At 51.3% G+C, this 21443-nt stretch carries 13 protein-coding genes; 1 reads left to right on the top strand and 12 read right to left on the bottom strand.

Features of this window, described 5'->3' with window-relative positions; translation table 11 throughout:
• Positions 1-74: 74 nt before the first annotated feature.
• From recJ to nhaC, 8 genes are all read right to left on the bottom strand, one after another.
• Positions 75-1811 (bottom strand): single-stranded-DNA-specific exonuclease RecJ, encoded by a 1737-nt coding sequence (recJ, locus tag CX664_RS07990; RefSeq protein WP_338063470.1) that lies wholly within the window; start codon positions 1809-1811, stop codon positions 75-77.
• Positions 1812-1912: 101 nt separating this feature from the next.
• Positions 1913-3151, bottom strand: coding sequence for a Tle-like phospholipase domain-containing protein (locus CX664_RS07985; protein ID WP_145999890.1), 1239 nt, complete (start codon positions 3149-3151; stop codon positions 1913-1915).
• Positions 3152-3252: 101 nt separating this feature from the next.
• On the bottom strand, positions 3253-4641 hold the full coding sequence (gene thrC, locus CX664_RS07980) for a threonine synthase (protein WP_101746227.1): 1389 nt from the start codon (positions 4639-4641) through the stop codon (positions 3253-3255).
• A 255-nt stretch (positions 4642-4896) separates the two neighbouring features.
• A complete protein-coding gene (locus CX664_RS07975; protein ID WP_244910637.1) occupies positions 4897-6231 on the bottom strand; it encodes a homoserine dehydrogenase in 1335 nt (444 codons plus the stop codon).
• 61 nt (positions 6232-6292) lie between these two features.
• Positions 6293-6550: a hypothetical protein gene (locus tag CX664_RS07970; protein ID WP_101746226.1), complete on the bottom strand. Its 258-nt coding sequence runs from the start codon at positions 6548-6550 to the stop codon at positions 6293-6295.
• A 408-nt stretch (positions 6551-6958) separates the two neighbouring features.
• Positions 6959-7129, bottom strand: a complete 171-nt coding sequence (locus tag CX664_RS26295; RefSeq protein WP_180966423.1) for a hypothetical protein — start codon at positions 7127-7129, stop codon at positions 6959-6961.
• Positions 7130-7771: 642 nt separating this feature from the next.
• Positions 7772-8785 (bottom strand): asparaginase, encoded by a 1014-nt coding sequence (ansA, locus tag CX664_RS07960; protein WP_101746224.1) that lies wholly within the window; start codon positions 8783-8785, stop codon positions 7772-7774.
• A gap of 165 nt (positions 8786-8950) precedes the next feature.
• The gene (gene nhaC / locus CX664_RS07955) at positions 8951-10381 is read right to left on the bottom strand and encodes a Na+/H+ antiporter NhaC (protein WP_101746223.1); all 1431 of its coding nucleotides are present in this window, start codon (positions 10379-10381) and stop codon (positions 8951-8953) included.
• A gap of 282 nt (positions 10382-10663) precedes the next feature.
• Here nhaC and CX664_RS07950 point away from each other — a divergent pair, with 282 nt between their 5' ends.
• Complete coding sequence (locus CX664_RS07950) at positions 10664-11896, top strand: cation:dicarboxylate symporter family transporter (protein WP_180966422.1); 1233 nt, start codon at positions 10664-10666, stop codon at positions 11894-11896.
• An 87-nt stretch (positions 11897-11983) separates the two neighbouring features.
• On the opposite strand, the gene recD is transcribed toward CX664_RS07950, so the two are convergent.
• The 4 genes from recD to CX664_RS07930 all read right to left on the bottom strand — a co-directional run bounded on the left by recD (position 11984) and on the right by CX664_RS07930 (position 21396).
• On the bottom strand, positions 11984-13987 hold the full coding sequence (gene recD / locus CX664_RS07945) for an exodeoxyribonuclease V subunit alpha (RefSeq protein WP_101746221.1): 2004 nt from the start codon (positions 13985-13987) through the stop codon (positions 11984-11986).
• Positions 13981-17721, bottom strand: a complete 3741-nt coding sequence (gene recB, locus CX664_RS07940) for an exodeoxyribonuclease V subunit beta (protein ID WP_219622145.1) — start codon at positions 17719-17721, stop codon at positions 13981-13983. The genes recD and recB overlap by 7 nt, the downstream gene beginning before the upstream one ends.
• On the bottom strand, positions 17718-21029 hold the full coding sequence (recC, locus tag CX664_RS07935; protein ID WP_101746220.1) for an exodeoxyribonuclease V subunit gamma: 3312 nt from the start codon (positions 21027-21029) through the stop codon (positions 17718-17720). The genes recB and recC overlap by 4 nt, the downstream gene beginning before the upstream one ends.
• Positions 21030-21108: 79 nt before the next feature.
• Entirely contained in the window at positions 21109-21396 is a 288-nt protein-coding gene (locus CX664_RS07930; protein WP_101746219.1) for a hypothetical protein, read from the bottom strand.
• Between the last annotated feature and the right edge of the window lie 47 nt (positions 21397-21443).

Below are 21443 nucleotides of genomic sequence, written 5' to 3'. Positions count from 1 at the left end.
AGGAATAAATTCTGATAGCTCATTTTGGTCTAAGGAGCGACGTTTGTCAGCTTGCCAATCATGATGGGTCTATTTCATGCCGGTTCAAAATGTTCAACCATCAGTTGTAAGTTGTGCTGACCACGGAATTCATTGATATCGAGTTTATAGACAGCCTTGATCTGACGAATATTGGGATCAGGCCACACCCTGTTGTCAATATTAAAGGCAATGGCGTCCAGCCAGAGCTCACTGCCGGGTATTTTGAGTACCATTTTGAGGTGCTTCTCTCCCACCAGTTTCTGCTGAATAATTTGGAATTGACCATCAAAGCAGGGCTCAGGAAAACTTTGTCCCCATGGCCCGCCCTCGCGAAGGGTATAGGCGGTTGCCATGGTTACTTGACCGGGCATCAGTTCACCGTCAGTGTGCATTTCTGCCTGGAGGTCCTCAGCGGTCAGTTGTTTTCTGACTTCAAGGTCAAAAGCCGTTTGAAATTCGTTGTATTTTGCTTTTGGTATGGACAGTCCGGCAGCCATGGCGTGACCACCAAATTTAATAATAAGCCCCGGATTATCTCTGGCAATACTGTCCAGTGCATCACGCATATGCAGTCCCTGAATCGACCTGGCAGAGCCTTTCAGTTCTGGCTCTCCCACAGGGTTATCGGCTTCGGCAAAAGCAATCACCGGACGGTTCAGTTTCTCTTTTACCCGGGAAGCCAGAATGCCAACCACGCCCTGGTGCCAGCTTTCCTGAAACAAACTGACGCCCCATGGCAGGTCTGTTTGCTGGTTAAAGCGGATTTTCTCCAACTCTGCCATGGCCTGGCTGTGCATACTGCCCTCAATGGCTTTTCGGTCACGGTTAAGACCGTCCAGCTCAACGGCTAACTCCCTCGCCAGCTTTATATCGTCGCAAAGGAGCAGTTCGATACCAATCGACATATCATCCAGGCGTCCAGCCGCATTAAGTCTTGGACCCAGGGCAAAGCCCAGGTCAGACGCGACCAGTTTTTCAGCATTTCTACCGGATACCTCAATCAGCGCTGTAATGCCCGGTCGGCAGCGGCCGGAGCGGATACGGGCAAGTCCCTGGAAAACCAGTATGCGGTTATTGCTGTCCAGCTTGACCACATCAGCCACTGTGCCGAGGGCAACAAGGTCGAGAAGTTCAGCCAGATTGGGCTCTGTCTTATCCTGAAAATAACCCCGTGACCGCAACAGGGTTCGCAAGGCACACATCAGGTAGAAAATAACGCCTACCCCGGCGGTATTTTTGCCGGGAAACGGGCAGTCTGGCTGATTAGGGTTAACAATCGCATCGGCTTCGGGCAGTTCGCGACCAGCCAGATGGTGGTCGGTAACCACAACTTTCATACCTCTGTTTTTTGCTGCCATTACACCGGTAAGGCTGGAGATGCCATTGTCGACGGTGATTAATACATCCGGTTGAAAGGGCAGGGCGGCTTCAACAATTTCAGGGGTCAGGCCATAACCATAGTCAAAGCGGTTGGGTACCAGAAAATCAGCATGGCCACCCATGCTCCTCAACGCCAGAACCGCGAGAGCACTGCTGGTGGCACCATCACAGTCGAAGTCGCCAACAATGAGCATGCGCTGCTGGTTGATAATAGCCTCAGCCAGAATGTCAGCGGCTTTATCGATATCCCTGAGTTGCCGGTAGTCGCTTAACTGTTGCAGCTGACGTGGCAGTTCATCCTGAGTTTTAACGCCCCGGGCACTGTATATTCTGGCCAGCAGAGGATCCATCTCTGGCGTGAAGCAACAGGTTGAGAGGTCGTAGGTACGGCGGATTATATTCACAGGCATAAATGAAACAACAGGCGATGAAGCGAAAGGAAGTGTCAGGGTAACACAGTTTACGTTTAGCGGGGGCGATAAATAGAGAGCCTGCAAAGTGCCCTAATGGATTACTTTGACGCGTTTATCTTCCGTCTCAGTTCAGCCATATAATGCACATGTGACCGACTATGACGGCCATACAGTGTATTTTTTCCCGTGGCTTTATGAGCGTGAATTATGGTCCGTCGACCAAGGATGGTTGGAGCCAGGCGTTTATGCCATCGCTTATAGCCAAAGGGTGTGTTAACAAGGTCATGGTGAACCAGATAGTTGTCAATCAGTCCGTTTTTGGCCAGCTCCTTGTCATCTATTGTCAGATTTTTTATTGCTTTGCGGCCCAGTGCGACCGGGTTGAATGTTCGACCCGGAACCCTGTTTTTTGCGGCGCTGTATTGAACCAGGCCGCCTCCCAGAGAGTGTCCGACTAACAACAGCATACCCAGAGAGTCGTCAAGCCCCATGGCTTTCAGCGTTGCTTTGGAATGGACCATACTTTTGATTAACTCCACCAGTCTGGATGCCTGGCGGTAGCAGTCCGGGATTTTATATCCCAACAGGTTTTGCCAGTCAGCCTTGAGTTGGGCCCGAAGCCGACCTGGTTTTGTTCCTGTTTCCAGGCCGTTTTCATCAAGCAGTTTGCTTGCACCATTGGCGGAATTGGTTCCACCAAAAACCAGTGTTATTTTATGGGTGACTTGATTAATCGCTATAACCGCAATCAGCCCTGTCGTATGATCAATGATCATGCCAGAGGGCAGCAGGGTTATATTCCTAAAGCATTCGCTGTTTGCCATGTCTTGCTGCTCAGGAGTAAGTGAACTCTTTTTTTGTTCCGGGCAATGGCCTTTTTTGGCACAACTGAGGATTTCTTCGAAAAAACGGGGCTCAATTTTATGGTGCAATGCTTCTGATCGATCGGTATCAGTACTGTCCATCAGAATGTTTTCAGCTTCCCTGACTATTTCCCAGCAACGGATCGGGTCGTGGTTGAGTTTGTACGGGATTTGGGCAACGGCTGAGTCGATAGCCAGCTCTCTTAGTTGCTCCGGATTATTGGGCAAAGGCACTTGCTCCCAGTACCGTCCACTCATCAATGGCGGGTTTATTGCCGGAATCTGGCGTATTGATCGATGAAATAATGCCATTCCTGCCTTGAAGCTCATCCTCAGTGATGACATCCACTGAGTAAACGTCTGGCCAAGAGACCGTTTTACCTGGCGCCCCTGGTGGTGTCCTGTGGGCTCTTGCGTCGAAGTGTCCGATGGCGAGGGTGTATTTATGGAGGGGGCAATTTTATCGGGTTTCATTGGTGACAGTCTCCAGAACACTCCCTGTTCTGGATCGGCAGAATCACAACTGCTTGAAGGCGAAACCAGCATGCACTTTGCAGGTGTGATGGTTTTGAACGTCAGGTGTTTTGGATGAAAGTCTTGAGAGATGAGAGTTCGTTGTCAAGGATATCGTAACGCTCCTCCCGCTCGAATAAATCAGCCATATGAGCGGGCAGTGCTGGTGCGTCCAGGCCCGCTTTGATGATCGCATCAGGGAATTTCACCGGGTGGGCGGTTGCCAGGGTTACCACCGGCGTTTCTCTGGCCAACCCAACTTCTTCGGTTGCCCGGATACCGGTTGCTGTATGGGGGTCCGCAAGATACCCGGTGTTATTATACAGGGCACTGATCGTATCGCAGACCTGCTGATCATCAGAACGGCTGCTATCAAACAGTGCTCTGATGGCCTGCCATACATCATTATCAACACGGATATTTCCTGTTTCCCTGAAACCAGACATCAATTCCGCCAGGGTGTCGCCATTACGGTTATGCATATCAAACAGCAGGCGTTCAAAGTTACTGGAAACCATGATGTCCATACTGGGCGACAGTGTCTGCTGCAGTGCTTCCTTGCGGTAGTCATTGCTCTGGAAGAAACGGTGGAGAATGTCATTGTGATTGGTGGCAACAATCAGTTTTTCTATGGGCAGGCCCATTCCCCGGGCGATATAGCCTGCAAAGATATCGCCAAAGTTGCCGGTAGGCACTGCAAAGCTGACAGGCTGATCCGGCGCACCAAGGGCCAGGGCTGCGTGAAAATAATAGACAATCTGGGCCATGATTCTGGCCCAGTTGATGGAGTTAACGGCAACGAGCCGGGTGTTTTCCGGCAGGAAGGACTGGTCGGCGAAACATCTTTTCACCATATCCTGACAGTCATCAAAATTGCCCTGTATGGCAATGTTGTGAACATTGCTGTCCAGAACCGTCGTCATCTGGCGACGCTGAACTTCTGATACCCGTTGATAAGGATGAAGAATAAATATATCCAGATGATCGCTGTGGCGACAGCCTTCGATGGCGGCCGATCCGGTATCACCAGACGTTGCACCCAGTACTATGGCCTTTTCATTGCGCTCTGTCAGTGTGTGGTCCAGAAGGCGACCAAGCAGTTGCAGTGCAAAGTCTTTGAAGGCCAGGGTTGGGCCGTGGAACAGTTCTATAACCCACTGATTGGCACCCAGTTGCTGAAGTGGTGCGACAGCCTGATGGCTGAACCCGGCGTAACTGTCATCAATCATCTGCCTGAGTTTATCATCCGGGATGGTTCCGCCGACAAAAGGCTGGATGATTTCAAAGGTAAGCTGATGGTAGGGGAGTCCCTTCAGTGACCGAATGGTCTCAGCGCTGAACTGTGGCAGGGTTTCTGGTACGTAAAGACCACCATCATCCGCCAGCCCGGCCAGCAGAACATCCTGAAAATCTTTGGTGTGTCCCTGTCCTCGGGTACTGATGTATTTCACTGGGAATTCCGTATATCTGTTTATTACTAGGTCAGATTACTCTGACAGTACCGTTTACCAGCCATAGAAGGGTATTGTAAAAGGCATAAAAGCCTTGAACCACAAAGACACGAAGGCACAAAGGAAGCCTTTTTGTTTGCTGAACCTGGTACAGGCAAGCCTGGAAAAACTTTGTGTCTCTGTGCCTTTGTGGTTCCCTTCTTTGTTAAGGCATTTCACAACAGCCTCGTATGGTGAGCGGGTGGGCAATTAGCTTCAGGCCATGATTTCAACACGAATTCGGGTGATGGGGGATTTAATATCCTCCAACGCTTCGAGTTCAGAGATAGCTTTGTCCATGGTGCCTTCAAGAGTACGGTGGGTAAGGATAACGATATCCGCACAACCATCATCTTCACGAGTGACTTTCTGGGTAATGGCATCGATATTAATGCCGTGGTTGCTCAGCACCCGGGTAACGGCATTCATTACCCCGGGGTGATCGTCGGCATGGATGCGCAGATAAAAACTGCACACTGTCTCGGTAATCGGCAGTACCGGAAGGGTGTCGCTCAGGCTTTCCGCTGAGAAACCCAGGGCATGAACAGCAGCGTCTGGAGCGTCAATGGTTCTGGCAATATCGACGATATCGGCGATCACGGAAGATGCCGTGGGTTCAGCACCAGCCCCAGGGCCACTGTACATGGTCTGGCCAATCCCATCTCCCTGAACCACAACCGAGTTCATCACACCATTGATGTTGGCCAGTGGGCGATCAGAAGGAATCAGGGTCGGGTGAACCCGCAGTTCAATGCCATTGGCTGCCTTGCGGGCAACACCAAGGTGTTTGATTCTAAAGCCAAGAGAAGCCGCATACTGGATGTCACTGGGCGTGATTTTGCTGATGCCTTCGGTATAGGCTCTGGTGAACTGCAAAGGAATACCAAAAGCGATGGACGCCATAATAGTCAGCTTGTGACAGGCATCTATACCTTCGACATCAAAGGTTGGGTCTGCTTCAGCGTAGCCCAGTGCCTGTGCTTCTTTCAGAACATCGGCAAACGGACGGTTATGGTCGCCCATTTCCGTCAGGATATAGTTGCCGGTACCGTTAATAATACCCGCCAGCCAGCTAATGCTGTTTGCCGACAGCCCTTCCCTCAGACACTTGATGATGGGAATGCCACCGGCAACCGCTGCCTCATAGGCGACAATGACATTTTTATTACGGGCAGCCTGGAAGATCTCGTTACCATGTTCGGCAATCAGGGCCTTATTGGCAGTGACCACATGTTTTCCCTGGTCGATTGCCGTCAGAATCAGCTCTTTGGCGACATCATAGCCGCCAATGGTTTCTACCAGAATATCAATCTCAGGGTTGTGAGCGACTGCAAAAATATCCCGGGTAACGTTGATGTCCCCGGTGTCGCAGTCAGAATTATCCCGGCGGGCACCAACCTGCTCAATAATCACAGGACGGCCGGCCCGGGCAGTGATAATTCTGGCGTTACGTTGAAGTACATTGAAGGTGCCACCACCAACAGTACCAAGTCCACAGATACCTACTTTGACCGGTTTCAAGGTGTTCCCCATATTCATTGTTATGCTCATTCCCGGTAATACCGGTGGGGATTATAACCTTAAACAGTTTTTTGATGCGATATGGGTGGTGTCATTCGCGGGCACTGTCTCGCAGTAATTTCATGGCTTCTTCATAATTGGGGGGATCCGGGAACAAGTCTTTGTAGGATGGTGGAACGTTAAGGGGATCCATTGAGTCCGAAGATGCACAACCAGCCTTGTCAGGCAGGGACTTCTTGTCAATCACTCCAGTGGCCGTAACCGGGGCTGTTGTTACCGGTTCTGTTGTTTCCTGGTCTGTTGTGCCGGTAATGTCTCTGGCAGGTGTATCGTCCTGATCAGGTGGCAAATTGTCTTCCTCGGAGTCATTATTAGCAAGACATGATGATCCCTGCAGATGTTTCGCGCACAAATATCCCGCACCGCCGAAAGCCAACCCAGTGACAATTGTTATTCCCAGAGTGGTTAGAGAACAGAAGCCTGTTGCTGTAATACATTTTTGGCAATCAATTGTATTTCCATATTGCAAGCAGTACATGCATTTTGCACCGCTACAATCGGTGACTTTGGTCCCCAGGAAACTACCAGAGACAAGGCCAGCAGCGGCCCCGCAGCCTGTGCAATTATGACAGTTGGCTTTCGGGTCGGTGATAGATCTGGTGACGTATCTGGTGATGGTTTGTGGTATAGGTGCATTAAGCATTTTGCGATTTACTCCGTTTAACGGTTTTAAAAACAACAGGCAATGTAAGCGCTGTCAGTCAGGGTTATTGGATTGGACACCATCGGCCAGCGAGTTAATGGCTTCTTCATAATTGGGGGGGGCATGATTGGGGGGATAGTTCAGGGTGTTGTAGGGTGGCGGAGCCATTGAGCCCGCAGGTGCAGGCAAATGGGTATCGTGCAGCAGGGGCTCAACATCAATCACAGCAGAATTCTTATCCGGTGCTGATTGCTCCTGCTGTTCCGGACGACTACAGCGACTGTCAGAGAAAGGGCCTGGATAACAACACAGAAATTTGGCTAGCGTGGAGCATGCACTGGGAAGGCCGCTAGCACTGGCACAGTAGCGAGATCGCTGTTCCTTATTTGCACACGCATACCCCAAAGAGCCCATAGTCAATACCCCAACCAGACCCCCGGCAACTGTCATTCCCGAGCATATGCCAAAGGTAGCGCATACTTTGCCCGTCATTAGACCTAATTTAAGACAGCGGTCTGCCTGATCTATATTTCCGAGACAGCAGCAACAGTCTTTGAGAAAGTTTGTGCAAGTACAGGATGTGACTTTGACCCCTGTGAAAATACCGGAACCCAAGCCAGCAGCAGCTCCGCATTGGAAACCTCCATAGACACAGACTTTTGGCTCGGTCATTTGTCTGCTGATAGTTTGTGGAGTAGGTGCTGTCAGCATTATCCTGCTTCCTCATCGCAATTCTGAATTTAATGTCCAAGTAGACAGAATTTTTTGGCAAGAGTTCACTGATATTTTTGAGAAGAGGCAGATAGCTGGAAAGGTAGGAAGGAATAAGGGTGGTCTGGACACCCTTATCACAAGAAGAAATGGCTATCAGATAGAGACTTCACCAGCCAGACTGACACTGAGCATGGCTTTAACCGCCTCGGTGCCGAGACCCAGGGAGTAAAGGTGATGAAGTTTACAGAACATGGCTTCGGTAGTGGTATCCAGGCCTCCCACAATACCCGCTTTGGCCAGTGCTGAGCCTGCTGCATAGCTACCCTGGTGAACTGTGCCCCGGTGACACTGGGTCAGGTTAACAATCAATTTGCCTGAAGCGGTTGCCCTGGCAAAGGTGTCCAGCAGGGCGTGGTCAGCATCAGGGCCATTGCCTGTACCATAAGTACGCAGAATAAAGGCATCCATGGGTTGATTCAGCGCAGACTCCATCCACCGGGCAGTAATGCCCGGGAACAGCTGCAGAATGCCAACATGGGTTTCACCGTCGCAATCAAGCTGAAACTTTTCAGCTTCCTTTGGCTGCCACAGGAGCGTTTCATTGAGTTCTACATGGATATCTGCCTGGCCAAGCCAGGGGTAGTTGGGGCTGTCAAACGCATCAAAGAGATAGGCGTTCAGTTTTCGGGAACGGTTGCCACGTAACAGGCGGCCGTTGAAATACAGGCAAATCTCTTTGATCTGGTCATCAGCCGCCATGGTCAGGGCACCAACCAGATTTGCCAGGCCATCGGTGCGGGCTTCACACAGAGGAATCTGGGAGCCGGTAAAGATGACTGGCTTCTGCAGGTTTTGCAGCATAAAGGATATCATGCTGCAGGAATAAGCCATGGTATCGGTACCGTGCAGAACGACAAAACCATCAAACTGCTCATAGCGGCTGGCGATATCAGCGGCGATTTGCTGCCAGTTACCCGGGCGGATATTGCTGGAGTCGATCAGCTGAGGGTACTCAAACAGTTCGAACGCTGGCAGGCTGGCCATCACATCAGGAGAAAGTTTCTCTTCCAGCAGCCCCATCAGATTATCTCCGGGCGCATAGCCGGAATCTGAAGGGCGCATACCAATGGTTCCACCGGTGTAAGCAACGTAGATTTTCTTGCTCATGAATTTTCCTGATTAAGATCAGCCTCACAGTATAAACGGCGATTGTCATTGGGTGATGGGCTTTGAACAAGTCTATCACTTCAATGCATGGCAGAGGCTGAAAAAAAACGCCGCCCTGTTGATAACAACCCGGGCGGCACTGGGAATGAATGATGAAGAGAGTAATCAGGCAGTAGCCATCTGGCCGTGGACTGAATGATCTTCCACTTGTTTCACATACTTGTTATCCACCGGGCGGAATTTACCCAGGTAAGCAAAAGCAACAACCAGGCCGATGCTGATGAAGCTCATCCACATGTAAGGCACGTAGGCGAAAGTAGATACCCCCAGCAGGCCCGCCATGAAGATACCGTTGTCAGACCATGGCACCATACCTGAAGTCAGAGTACCGCCAAATTCCGAGCTGCGGGAGAGCATACGACGGTCAACACCCATACGGTCGTAGTTTCCGGACATGATCTTGGGTGTCAGGATCAGGGATACGTACATGGCAGAACCGAATACGTTGGCCAGGAATGCCGTAGCTACAGTGTAGGCAGTCAGGTTGCCTTCATTGGTGATACGGTTTTCAAAGGTGCGGGCGATGGTTTCCAGGATGCCCACTTTATCCAGCAGACCACCAAAGCCCAGGCCGAAGATAATAACCGCAACGGAACCCAGCATATTAACCATACCGCCCCGGTTCAGGATGTTGTCCAGAAAAGCGTTGCCGGAATCAACCGTCAACGGTGCCCACAGGGCGTTCACGGCGTCGATGGGCGTGCGGTCCTGGAACAGAACTGCCCAGACCATACCCAGGCCAGCACCCAGCATGATAACCGGGTAGGACGGGAACTTTTTGGCCAGCAGGAAAAGAATGATAACTACCGGAACAAAAGCCATGACAGAGATGCTGAAGTTCTCATCCATCAGGTTCATAACTTCCTGCACCTGGGCCATATCAGCACTGCCGCCAAACTGGAAACCGTACACGGTGAAAGCGATGGCTGTCAGAACATAAGCAGTCAGGCTGATGGGCAGCATGCCCTTGATGTGGTCAACAATTTCAACCTCGGACATTGAGGAAGCCAGGATAACACTGTCCGATAGGGGAGAGAGTTTATCACCGAAGTAAACACCGGACAGGATGGCACCGGCAGTAACCGGCGCAGGAACGCCGAGACCCTGACCAATTCCCATCATGGCGATACCCGCAGTACCGGCTGCACCCCATGAGGTACCGGTTGCCAGGGCGGTCATGGAACAGATCACCATGGTGGCCAGCAGGAAGATGGAAGGATGGATAGTTTTCAGGCCGTAGTAAATGATCGATGGAACGATACCTCCGGCAATCCAGGTGCCCACCAGTGCGCCTACGGCAATCAGAATCAGGATTGCACCGGTGCCTTTGAAGATACCTTCTGCGGCAGCCGCTTCAAGATCTTTGTACTGGTGGCCCAGTTTGACACCCAGTCCCATGGCCAGGAACCAGCCGATGCAGAGTGCCAATTGAATAGGAAGGTTCAGTTTGGCGGTAAACGCAAAAGCGAGAACCAGAAAGGCACCTAATACCAGGGACACTTGTCCCATAGAAGGTAACGTGATCTTCTGCTCCATGAATGAACTCCGAGGGGTTATTAATTTAATCAATGCGCTATCGAACGCGCATATCCTAATGGTTTGGCAAGTATATTTTTTGATCTGTGTCAGAAAATAACAGCGAATCCTTACAGTCCTTTCGGAAAAGCGAAAATGTAATGAGCTGGGACAATGTTTTTTTGGAACTTATGTTCAAAGTTGTGAGTTTTCAGGCTGAGAGAGCGGTCACATTTTGACGATGCAGAAAAAAAGTCTATGTTTTCATCACAGTCAGTTTTATTACCGGGAAAGATGAGATTCGTGAAAATTATTGAGCACCTTGCCAACATTAAACTGCCGGCCACACTTCTGGTGGTGTTGTTGATCCCTTTTCTGACAGATCCCTGGATGAGCTATGACGTCAAGTCATTTTTTTTCACCCTGAGCCTGACCATTAAGTCACTGCTGGTTTTTGTCCTGCCATTTATTGTGTTCAGCTTTGTGGTCTCCTGTCTCGCCAGAATGGGGAAGAATGCTCTGCTGTTTGCCCTGTTGTTGATCATGATGGTATTTGCTTCCAATATCACGGCCATTTTCACCGGGTATACCATTGGCAGTATCATGGTGCCGTTGATATCCATGCCTATCACCCTTGATGCTCTCGATGGCAGTGGTCTGGCGACCATGTGGGTGTTTGAATTACCCCCTCTATTCACAAATATGAATGCCTTGATTGTGGGATTCATTGCAGGCCTGCTGGTGAACCTGCTGGATATGCAACCGCTAAGGGCGCTTTCTTTCAGAGCCGGTGATGTTTCCAGCGGGTTCCTGAAACATTTCTTTATCCCGATACTGCCTTTTTTTATCCTCGGATTTGCCTACAAACTCCATGCTGATGGAATTTTGAGCCAGGCTATCTCGGCTTATGGCAGGATTTTGCTGCTGGTTATTGTTTCGCAGCTGGCTTACCTTTTTATCTACTTTTTTGTGGCAGCAAAGTGCTCATTTCGGGCTTTTATCACCTATGTGGGCAACGTGTTTCCTGCATGGTTAACGGGTTTAAGCACGGTCTCCAGCGCCGCCACGATGCCGGTGTTAATCGACAGTACCGAAAGAAATATCGGTAATCCCATCATGGCAAGAACCATCGTGCCTGCCACAGTCAATATTCATACCATTGGCAGTGCAATCGGTTTGACCATTCTGGCGCTGGTGACACTGAATACTTTCAATATGCCAATGCCTGATCTGGCGGGTTTTGCCATCTTTGGTTTTTATTACGCATTGGCCAAATTTTCGGTAGCGGCTGTGCCCGGGGGCGTCATTCTTGTGGTAGGGCCAATCTTACAGAGTCTGATGGGCTTTTCAGATGAGATGCTGGGGTTAATTACCGCTGTCTATATGATATTTGATCCCTTTGGTACCGCCATGAACGTCAGCGGAAATGGAGCTTTCGCCATTATATTTTCAAGGCTGTGCCAGAGGCTTGGGCTTAATGGTGGCGATGATGGCAATGAGGATGATAAGCAGGAGCCAGAAAGTAGTGTGGCTTGATGGAGCCACAGAGATCATAAAGTACACTGTGAAAAGTTTGTCTCTTGCTTTTCTGGTTTTGTGATCTCTGTGGTTTTCGTCAGGTTGTTATTGAACCAGCCGCTGATAAAGGCCTGACTGCCTCTTGGTGGGTGACTTTGCAGCTTTGATCAGGATATCCATTTCGGCAAAAAGCGTAAGCCTGGATTTGGCCCGGGTAATCCCCGTATAGACAAGCTCACGGGTGATGATGGGGCTGTCCTTATCCGGTAACACCATGACAACATCGGCAAACTCAGAACCCTGGCTTTTGTGAATGGTCATGGCGAAAACGGTTTCATGCTCAGGAAGTCTGCTGGGTAGAAACTGCCGGACCTGTTTATCGGGCAACTGGAAAGCGATCCGGAGCTGGCCATCAGAGCCTCTGATGGTAATCCCGATATCACCATTGTACAGGCCGAGCCCGTGATCATTGCGGGTGATCAAAACGGGGCGGCCTTCATACCATTGTCCAGTCACGTCGATCAGGCCTTTTTCTTGCAGGGCTTTTTGTATTGCTTCGTTTAGCCCTGAAATACCGTAGGGACCTTCCCGCAAGGCACATAACACCTGAAACCGGTTAAAGGCATCAAGAATATGATGAGGTGCTGATGTCTGTTGAATCAGTTCCAGGTAGTGTCGGTAGGATTCAACGGACTGCTGTATCAGTTGCTGATAATCAGAGTCCCCGGCGATGGAAAAGCGCTCAATATCGTCAAAGCCTGAGGTAAATACCTGCTGCAGAGATCGCTGATCATTGTTGTTTACAGCTTTGGCCAGACTCCCTATACCGGAATGGGCATCAAAGCGGTAGCTTTTGCGCAGCAGGCAGAGGCTGTCGGAAACGGCAAGGTTTGTCCTGGTTTGTGCAGGCTCCATTTTAGCAAGATCATGCCCGGTTAACCTTTCCAGCAGATTGCGTTGTTCATTTGAGTAACCAAAGCTGGCGGCTGCACAGATATCACCGAGGACACTGCCAGCTTCCACTGACGAAAGCTGATCACGGTCACCTAACAGAATTAACCGGGCATGATCTGGCAGTGCTTCCAGCAGGTGGCTCATCAGTGGCAGGTCAATCATGGAGGCTTCATCCACTACCAGAATATCCAGGTGTAACCGATTGTTTCTATTGTGGATGAAACCGGTTTTTCCGGGAATGACGCCCAATAAACGGTGCAGTGTTCCGGCTTGAGTCGGGATCTTTTCTCTTACTGTGTCACTGCAGTTTATTTTTGCCAGTGCGCCGCCAATGGACTCGGTTAAACGGGCTGCTGCCTTGCCCGTTGGGGCAACCAGTTTGATGTCCGGAGGGGATTGGCGTTTCAGGCCCAGCTCTGTAAGCAGTGCAAGCAGTCGGGTAACGGTTGTGGTTTTGCCGGTTCCCGGGCCACCACTGATCACGGAAAATGAGCGACTGGCGGCCAGTGCCGCAGCAATTTTCTGCCAGTTCAGGCACGCCGACTCGGGAATCAGTGAATTAAGGGTATCGGTATCAGCGCCGTGATTAACCGAGTTTAGAATGGCTTGCCAGTCAAGCGTATCAACGGACTCAATATCCAGCCACTTGATAAGCTCAGCTTTCTGAGCGGCTTCGGACTTCCCTTGACACTGTTGCAGGACAAAGTGGTAATCCCTGTTAAAGAGTCTCTGCAAAATCGACAGGGCTTCATCGGTATCCAGTGTTTCGGTGTTTCTGCTGTTGAGAAAACCGGCGACACTGCGTTCGTATTGCCAGTACCGATAAAGGTACAGGCGCCCATCATCCAGAACCAGGGGTGTTGGTTCACTGCCTTCACCCACAACCTGAGTCCGTTTCAGGCGGGTTAGCCACTGGTCTTTTGGAATGGCAACGGTATCCATCAGTTCGGAACTTTCCTGCCCATCCAGACCAAAAAGGCTGAAGTCCGATGCCAGAGACATGCAGACATTGCCCTGGCCCAGCTCAAAGCTGACATTGGCGGCGGCCAGAGTCAGCAATGGATCGGGATTCAAGGAGTGGATCAGTTTGGCGAACTGGTAATCCAGGGCACGAATAATCCCCTGCTGTTCCAGTATTTGCAGCTGATTTAACATCTTATCAGCTCCTCTGTTTGATTATCTTTACCACGGAACAGCTGATCCAGACCATTAATGAGTTGGAAGGAGGGCTTGTGGCTGAATATGCCGTGTTGCTCAGGATCATTCATCTGCACGCCGCGCAGAAACAGATAGATAGCGCCACCGAAATGCTGGTCATAGTCATAATCCGGTAAACGTTGTTTGAGCAGTCGGTGCAATGCCAGAGAGTACAGCTGGTATTGCAGATCGTAACGATGCTCTATCATGACTTTCTCCATGGCTTCCCTGGAATAATCACTGATGTTATTTCCCAGCCAGTTTGATTTGTAATCGAGTACATACCAGCGCCCCTGATATTCAAAGGTCAGGTCAATAAAGCCTTTCAGCATGCCTTTCATACGTTGGAACTGCAGCTCTCCGGCCCTGGCGCTCAGTGAATCGTGTTGAGCAACCAGCTGGTTAAGGCTCTGGGGGTTAAGCTGTTCGATAGGCAGGTAAAACTCCATTTCAACCCGTCGAGCGGAATCTGGCAGATTTATAAGACGAAGATTGTCTTTATCCAGCGGCGCGTTGAGGCAAGTTAACAACATACCTTTGGTGGCGGGCAGCCACTCTTCGCCATAACCTGCCCTGGCGTGGCTATCCACCAGAAAGCTGTCGAGATAGGCGTCACTGTCTGCACAACGCAATGCGTTCATATCCAGCTCTTCAAACAGGCTGTGCATAAACGTTCCCGGTTGAGCCCCTTTAGGAAAGTTGAACAGGCTTAAAGGGTTGGCTTCAGACTGCGGGTTATCCAGGGCCGTATGTTGTTCATTGATGGCATCAGTATCAAACCCTGGCGATTCATTACTGGCAACGGCCGGTGTCTCAGCGCGATGTGATGCATGCCGTGAAAGCGCCGAGTAGCTGGTGGTCCACCAGTTTCTTTCAATATTTCCTGTGAAATTCCGTGGGCTTAACGACGCTTCTTGTGTATTCACTGGAGCATAGGGTGGGAGAGTGTCGGCTGGTGGCGCAGAAATCACGATCTGTTGATGATCACATTGCCCGGCCACTTGCTCCAGCAACAGGTTCAGATCCTGGCTGACGATCTCTGAGCCCTGGTTGAGCAAGTAACCAATCGCACTTTGATGCAGATCAGTTTTACCCTCTTTACCGGCTTTTCCCGATTTGTAGGGTGCCATGCCCAGGTAGCAGCAGTAGACCGAACGGGTCAGGGCAACGTAGAGCAGGCGCAGGTCTTCTGCAAGACGCTCTTTCTCGGAAAGGGCTGAGGCTTGTTCCGAGGGGGTTAATGCCAGCCAGGTTTCACTGGTTTGCGGGTCATGGTACAGGGGGGAGTCCGCTTTGCGCAGATGGCATGGAAAGGGGATAAAGACCACCTTGTATTCCAGCCCCTTGGATTTATGAATGGTAATGATCTTGACCAGGTTCCGCTCGCTCTCCAGATGCAGCTGCTGATCATCGGCGTTTTGATTAGGTCTGATGACCTGTTCGGAAAACCAGCGAGCCAGGGCGGATGCTCCCTGCTGTTCCAGGCTGGCCGCCGCCAGCAACTCGCCAAGGTGCAGCAGGTCGGTCAGACGCCGTTCCCCATCCTGGAATGAGAGCAGTCGTTCGGCGATTTTCCGTTGGAAGACAAGCTGGCGTAAAATGGGCAGGATGCCTTTTTTCTGCCAGAGTTCGCCATAGTGAGTGAACTCTTCTACCGCGCTTTCCCAGGCTTGTTCATCCACATTGAGTGCATCCAGGGCCCGGGCATCAAGATGGAAAAGCGTGGTGGCCAGCGCCGCTTTCAACACCCGTTCGCTGGTGGGTTGCAGACAGGCCTGAAGGACTTTTTCCAGGTCAGACGCTTCCCGTGCAGCAAATACCGAGTCCTGATTGCTCAGGTAGATACTGGCGATATTCTGTGCGGCCAGGGCCTCGCGAATCTTCTGGCCATGGCGGCCACTGCGAACCAGTACGGCAATATCACCGGGTTGTAGAGGTGTTTGCCGGTCGCCGTTGTGAATCTGGCAGTTGCCCCGGTCTGCGGCGGTGAGCAGGCGGTTGATCTCGGTGGCGGTTGCCTGGCTCATGGTATCCAGATAGCGCTCGGCATTGATGGTGGGTCCATCAACGGGCTGCTGCAGCCACAGGGTCATTGCCGGTAGTGCTTCCCCCTTATGATAAAGGCGCTTCTGCGCGGCACCCGGTGATGGGTGAACGGGTTCAAAAGGGATGCTGTCGTTATAGATAAAGGGGGACGGTGAATGCTGGAATACCGTATTCACCGCAGACACCATGGCATCGCTTGAACGCCAGTTGGTAGCCAGCGTGTAATGGCTGTGTACCTGTTGCCTGGCCTGCATATAGGTGAAGATATCGGCACCACGGAAGGCATAGATGGCCTGTTTGGGATCACCGATCATAAACAGGCCGACGCCGGGGTCACCGCCTTCCATGTAGATCTTGTTGAAAATGCGATACTGGAGAGGGTCGGTATCCTGAAACTCATCAATCATGGCAATGCGATACTGGCTGCGAATCGCCTGGGCCAGCAGTTCGCCGTCACCGGCCTTTTCTTCGCAATTACCTTCAAGATTGCCTTCAAGATTGCCTTCAGGAAACAGCGCATTGGCCAGGTTGGTCAGCAGGTCATCAAAGGAGAGTTGATAGCGGCTGGCTTTCAATTGTGTCAGTTGGTGTTTGATATGTTGCAGTGCATCCCGGGTAATCAGGCCCTGAAGCGCCTCCTTGAGAGAGAGTGGCAAATCCAGGAATTCATCAATTTTCCGGAAAATCGGGTGCTCGGGCAGCTTGCCGGTTTTTAACAGGCTCTTTTGTAACACTTTGGTGCCGTAGATCTCCCAACTGTCTTTTTCCAGATTGGGAATCAGATCGTCAGAGACAAGAAAACTGTTCATTTGGCCAAGACGTTTCAGCGGTTTGCGGTCTTTACGCAGGCCACAGTTACGCAACAGGTCGGCGATGGTGTCCTGATCGTTTTGCCAGAGTGTCTTTAACTCACTGGCGGGTGACAGATAGACCCTGTTGAATTCCTCCATGGATTCCGGTACCTGGTCTCCGGCCAGTTTCAGATCTGACAGGGGCAGCCAGCTGCGCACATGACTCAGCAGGTCGTTGGGTGTTTTCCAGAGGTTGCGGATCAGTTTCACCAGCGGTTTTTCCAGGGGATAGAAATGCCGGCGCCAGTAGTCCGCAGCACTCAGCTGTAACATGGGCTCGGTATCTGTAATCAGCTCACTGGAGAACAGTGTGCCACTTTCAAACGCATGCTGTTTCAACATGCGCTGACAGAAGCCGTGGATGGTGAAAATCGCCGCCTCATCCATCTGCTGTTCTGCAGCCAGCAGCAGTGCCTGACACTGTTCTGGCTGATCCATATCCTCAATCAGCTGCTGAATAAACGGGTCGCTGGATGTTCCCGCAATAAAGTCATCCCGGGTCTGGTGAATTCTGGCCCGGATACGATCCCGCAATTCGCCGGTGGCCGCTTCGGTAAAGGTAACCACCAGTATCTGATCAACGGTTAACGGGGTTTCATGTTGTGTTTTATCGCTGCCATGGCCCAGCAGTATGCGCAGATAGAGATTGGCAATGGTATAGGTTTTGCCCGTGCCGGCACTGGCTTCGATCAGGCGGACGCCGTGCAGTGGCAGGGCGTGTGGGTCCAGTGTTTCCGGAACCAGGTGTTTGTGGTCAGTGGCTGTTGACTGGCTCATGGCTGTTGACTGGCTCATGGCTGTTCCTCCTGCAAACAGTCAAACGCAGGAGCCATAATCTCTCTGGTAAGGCTGGTCATTTCAGTAAATACCGGCGTCAGCTCAGGGTAGACCCGCTGTATATAGTCATCACTGCACTCTCCCCGCACATGGAAGTCATCTCCGGCAAAGGCTTTTTCGGCGGCTTTTTCTGCCTTGTCCGGGTTGTCATCCGGATCGGCTTTCAACCAGCTATAGGCCGTTTCCGGGAACCAGGGCAGCGGCAGGTTCTGACCCATCTGGAAGTAATGGATCAGTGTGGACAGGTGTTGTTCCGCTTCCTGTTTTGGGATGACCGGCAACAGGCGCTCTTTCTCCGGGTCATGAATCCGGGTCACGGTTGGATTTTCGGTCGTGCACTGACACAGGTGCTCAATCCAGCTTCTGATCAGATCTTTACCTTTAAAACTGGCAGGGCGGTAGCGAATCATGCCAGACGCAGAAAAGCCTTTCAGCCAGCCGGTCAGATGAACCGGAGGGGGCTGATGCTCGAGGTGGGGGAGCTGCAGGTTCACTTCCCGGTCTTCAGCGCTATTTTCCAGCTGTAGGCTTAACCTGTCAGCCATTGGGGTAAGGTCTTTTATCTGCTCATCCAGCAGAATCTGGCCAAAAGCGGAGTGTGGCAGCTTGCCGGAAGAGTGCAGTCGGCTGAGAAGACGTTCGGGGGCTTCTTCGTTAATCAGACTGTCAAGAATCCCGGCTTTCAGCTGGTAATTCTCCAGCGGCTCCATGGCGAATGTTTCGGTCTCCTCCAGGGCCTGGTCCTGAACGGAGAAATAGACTTTCAGGCGGCGGTTAAAAAAGTAGCGACTGGGGTTGCTGTAAAATCTCAACAGCTCGGCAAGCTCCACGTCGTTGAGGTTAACTCCCTCTTCATCCGGCAGGCGCGTCTGAATAAACTGGCCTGGCTTTTCTTCAGTGCGACTGGCTGCCGGTAACCACTCCTTAATGTAGCTGTGAAAAGTGTGCCCTCGCTGGTCGGGCTCAGGCTGATTCAAGAAGTTTCTGTGGCTGAACGGCTGCAGAGGGTGTTCAATAACCAACTGTTCTGATTTCAGGTCAAAACCCTGCTCGCAGTAGTTGAGCAGTTCGGTGACCAGCACGGAAGGAATGCGCTCACTGTTATCCTGTATCCGTCGGCCAACATAGCTGATGTAAAGGGTATCCTGGGCAGAAAGCAGAGCCTCCAGGAACAGGTAGCGGTCGTCTACCCGGCGTGAGCGGTCACCACGCCTGCCATGGCGGGCGATCAGGTCAAATCCGGCCGGGGCAATACTGCGGGGATAGGCACCGTCATTCATACCCAGCAGGCAGACAACCCTGAACGGGATGGAGCGCATGGGCATTAATGTGCAGAAATTGACCTGGCCAGCGAGGAAGCGCTGACTGCTGCGCTCCTGAGTGAGGCGATCGGTCAGATAACTGATAAAGACACTGCGTGATAATGGTTGTTGGTACCCGGCTTCCTGCAGCTGTTCATAGAGGTGAGACAGGGTATCCCTGACCAGTGTGAGCGCTGCGTCATCCTCTTCCGAGCTGGTAAGGAAAAAGCGATCCAGCAGCTGATGAGTGAACTGGATCCATTGTTCAATGGTTCGTGTGTTATCCAGTTCATCGAGTAATTGCTCACTGCTATCAATAAAACTGGCCAGATAGCCTGCCAGTGTTGCATTCATGCCCTGAACCGCGTCCATCGGCAAAATATCATCATAGACGCCGGTATTTTCCGGCATGGCATAGCCCAGCAGCATCCTTCTGAGCCCGAATGACCAGGAGTTGGCCTGCAGTTCTGGCAGGTCAAACCGGGTTTGGTGGGCAGGGGTTAAACCCCAGCGTATACCCGACTCATGGGTCCATTGTCTCAGAATGTCCAGATCACCGGTGGTCAGGTTGAAACGGTATTGAATGGCGGGCACTTCCAACAGCTCCATAAGCTCCGGGGCGGAGCAGCGGCTTTTGTCCAGCTCCAGCAGTTTAAGGAGTGCTGACAGGACAGGGTGCTCGTTTTTTGCACTGATATCTGAAATGGCCCAGGGGATACGACGCTGGTCATCCATGCTGCCAAATACGGCTTGAATCCACGGGGTATAGCTGTCGATATCCGGCAGCATGATGACAATGTCTTTGGGTGTCAGTTCCGGGTTTTGTTCAAACATATCAAGCAGATGGTCATACAGTATTTCCACCTCTCTGAGTGGGCTATGGCAGCTATGGAATTGCAGAGACTGATCGTTTGGCATCTCCGTTTTCTGGCCCTGGGCTGTGCGGTCGTGCAGTTCGAAGATGTCCTTTTGCAGATTGCCCAGCAGGGTATCTTTGTGGTCGCTGACAAAGACATCGATATCAAAAGCATCCAGGCCGTGGAGCTGGTGGAAGTAGTCTCTGCCAAGCTTGCCCATTGAGCCCAGCAGCGGATTGCCAATGGAGTCCAGGTTGTCCAGAGATAATCCCTCTTTACTGAACCAGCCTTTATCCTGCTGCTTCTTTTGATCCAGCAGTTTACGGGCTGCCAGCTGGCGCAGATATTTTGGGTCCCGTTCATCTCCCCAATAGTGCTGGCAGGGGTTAGCGACCATTAAATGCACATCGCACTGGCTGGACATTGCCTCGATGGATTCGACAAAATGCGGTGGCAGGGCAGAAATACCGAAGACAAACAACCGCCGTGGCAGCTGTGAGCTGCAATCATTATTGGCTATAGCCTCAAGAAAGCGGTGGTGCATATTGGCCCTGTGCCAGGGGGATTGTTCCAGTTCAGACGTTCTTGAGACCAGGGCACGCCATAATTTGGGCTGCCAGGGCTGGTCAGAGGTGGCTGTGCTGGTATCATTCCCCTGTTCCCAGTCCAGAATCCAGTCAGGGCGATAGACAAGATATTGGTCAAAAATATCAGCAATTTTTCCGGACAACTGAAACTTCCGAATGTCGTCATCATCGCTTGCCAGGTATTGGGTTAATGAATAGAAGTCCGGGTCGTGTTTCAGGGAGTCAAGGAGGTCCATCAGCTTCCAGGTCATTGACTCCTTATTGAAGGCGGATCGGCGTGGCACGTCCGGCAGGATGCGGATATACATTTGCCAGAGGAAACTGGCCGGCAGGGGGAAATTGACACCGGCGGCTATACCCAGCCCTTTCGCCAGTTCCAGTCTGAGCCACTGGGCCATTCCGGGGCTTTGTACCAGAATCTGTTCATCTTCCAGGGGGTTGCTCGGAGGGTTTTGGCGAAAAAGCTCGACCAGAAGGTCTTTAAGCACATCCAGATGATTGGAATGGTATATGGTCAGCACAGGGAAACGTCGTCATTAACCGATAGATAAGGCTACTGTCGGCGCTATCCACCATGCTGTCAACCGAATTGGTGGAAACTCAGGCCTGTCCCCGGCGGAGAATATTGTTTAACAACCCCGTTTTATTTTTTGCGCTGGTCGGCTGACTATTGCCCGGTTTGCCGCTGTAGGATTGATTAATTTCCTGTTCGGCTTTTTGTAACAGCGCGAGGTCAGGATTGGTCTTTTGCAGGAAGCGTTGCCCGCAGCCTTCACTGAGATGCAGTTTTTTCTTCAGCATTTTCATGGAATCCATCAATGATTTAGCCCGGGCAATGGCTTTTTTACTGGCATTAATTTGTTCGGTGGAAAATTGTTCGGTTGCCATGGTGTTCACCTGATAGTTATTGTCACGATTATTTTAGCAAAAAACCG

Origin of the sequence: Endozoicomonas acroporae, from assembly GCF_002864045.1 — a bacterium.
Lineage (GTDB): Bacteria > Pseudomonadota > Gammaproteobacteria > Pseudomonadales > Endozoicomonadaceae > Endozoicomonas > Endozoicomonas acroporae.
The sequence above is the reverse complement of the archived record's forward strand: the minus strand, read 5'-3'. Positions and strand labels throughout refer to the sequence as shown.

What these genes read in the sequence shown, in the direction of transcription:
- recJ (WP_338063470.1), bottom strand. Translation starts at nt 1,811, where the DNA reads ATGCCTGTGAATATAATCCGCCGTACCTACGACCTCTCAACCTGTTGC.
- CX664_RS07985 (WP_145999890.1), bottom strand. Translation starts at nt 3,151, where the DNA reads ATGAAACCCGATAAAATTGCCCCCTCCATAAATACACCCTCGCCATCG.
- CX664_RS07975 (WP_244910637.1), bottom strand. Translation starts at nt 6,231, where the DNA reads ATGAGCATAACAATGAATATGGGGAACACCTTGAAACCGGTCAAAGTA.
- ansA (WP_101746224.1), bottom strand. Translation starts at nt 8,785, where the DNA reads ATGAGCAAGAAAATCTACGTTGCTTACACCGGTGGAACCATTGGTATG.
- nhaC (WP_101746223.1), bottom strand. Translation starts at nt 10,381, where the DNA reads ATGGAGCAGAAGATCACGTTACCTTCTATGGGACAAGTGTCCCTGGTA.
- recD (WP_101746221.1), bottom strand. Translation starts at nt 13,987, where the DNA reads ATGTTAAATCAGCTGCAAATACTGGAACAGCAGGGGATTATTCGTGCC.
- recB (WP_219622145.1), bottom strand. Translation starts at nt 17,721, where the DNA reads ATGAGCCAGTCAACAGCCATGAGCCAGTCAACAGCCACTGACCACAAA.
- CX664_RS07930 (WP_101746219.1), bottom strand. Translation starts at nt 21,396, where the DNA reads ATGGCAACCGAACAATTTTCCACCGAACAAATTAATGCCAGTAAAAAA.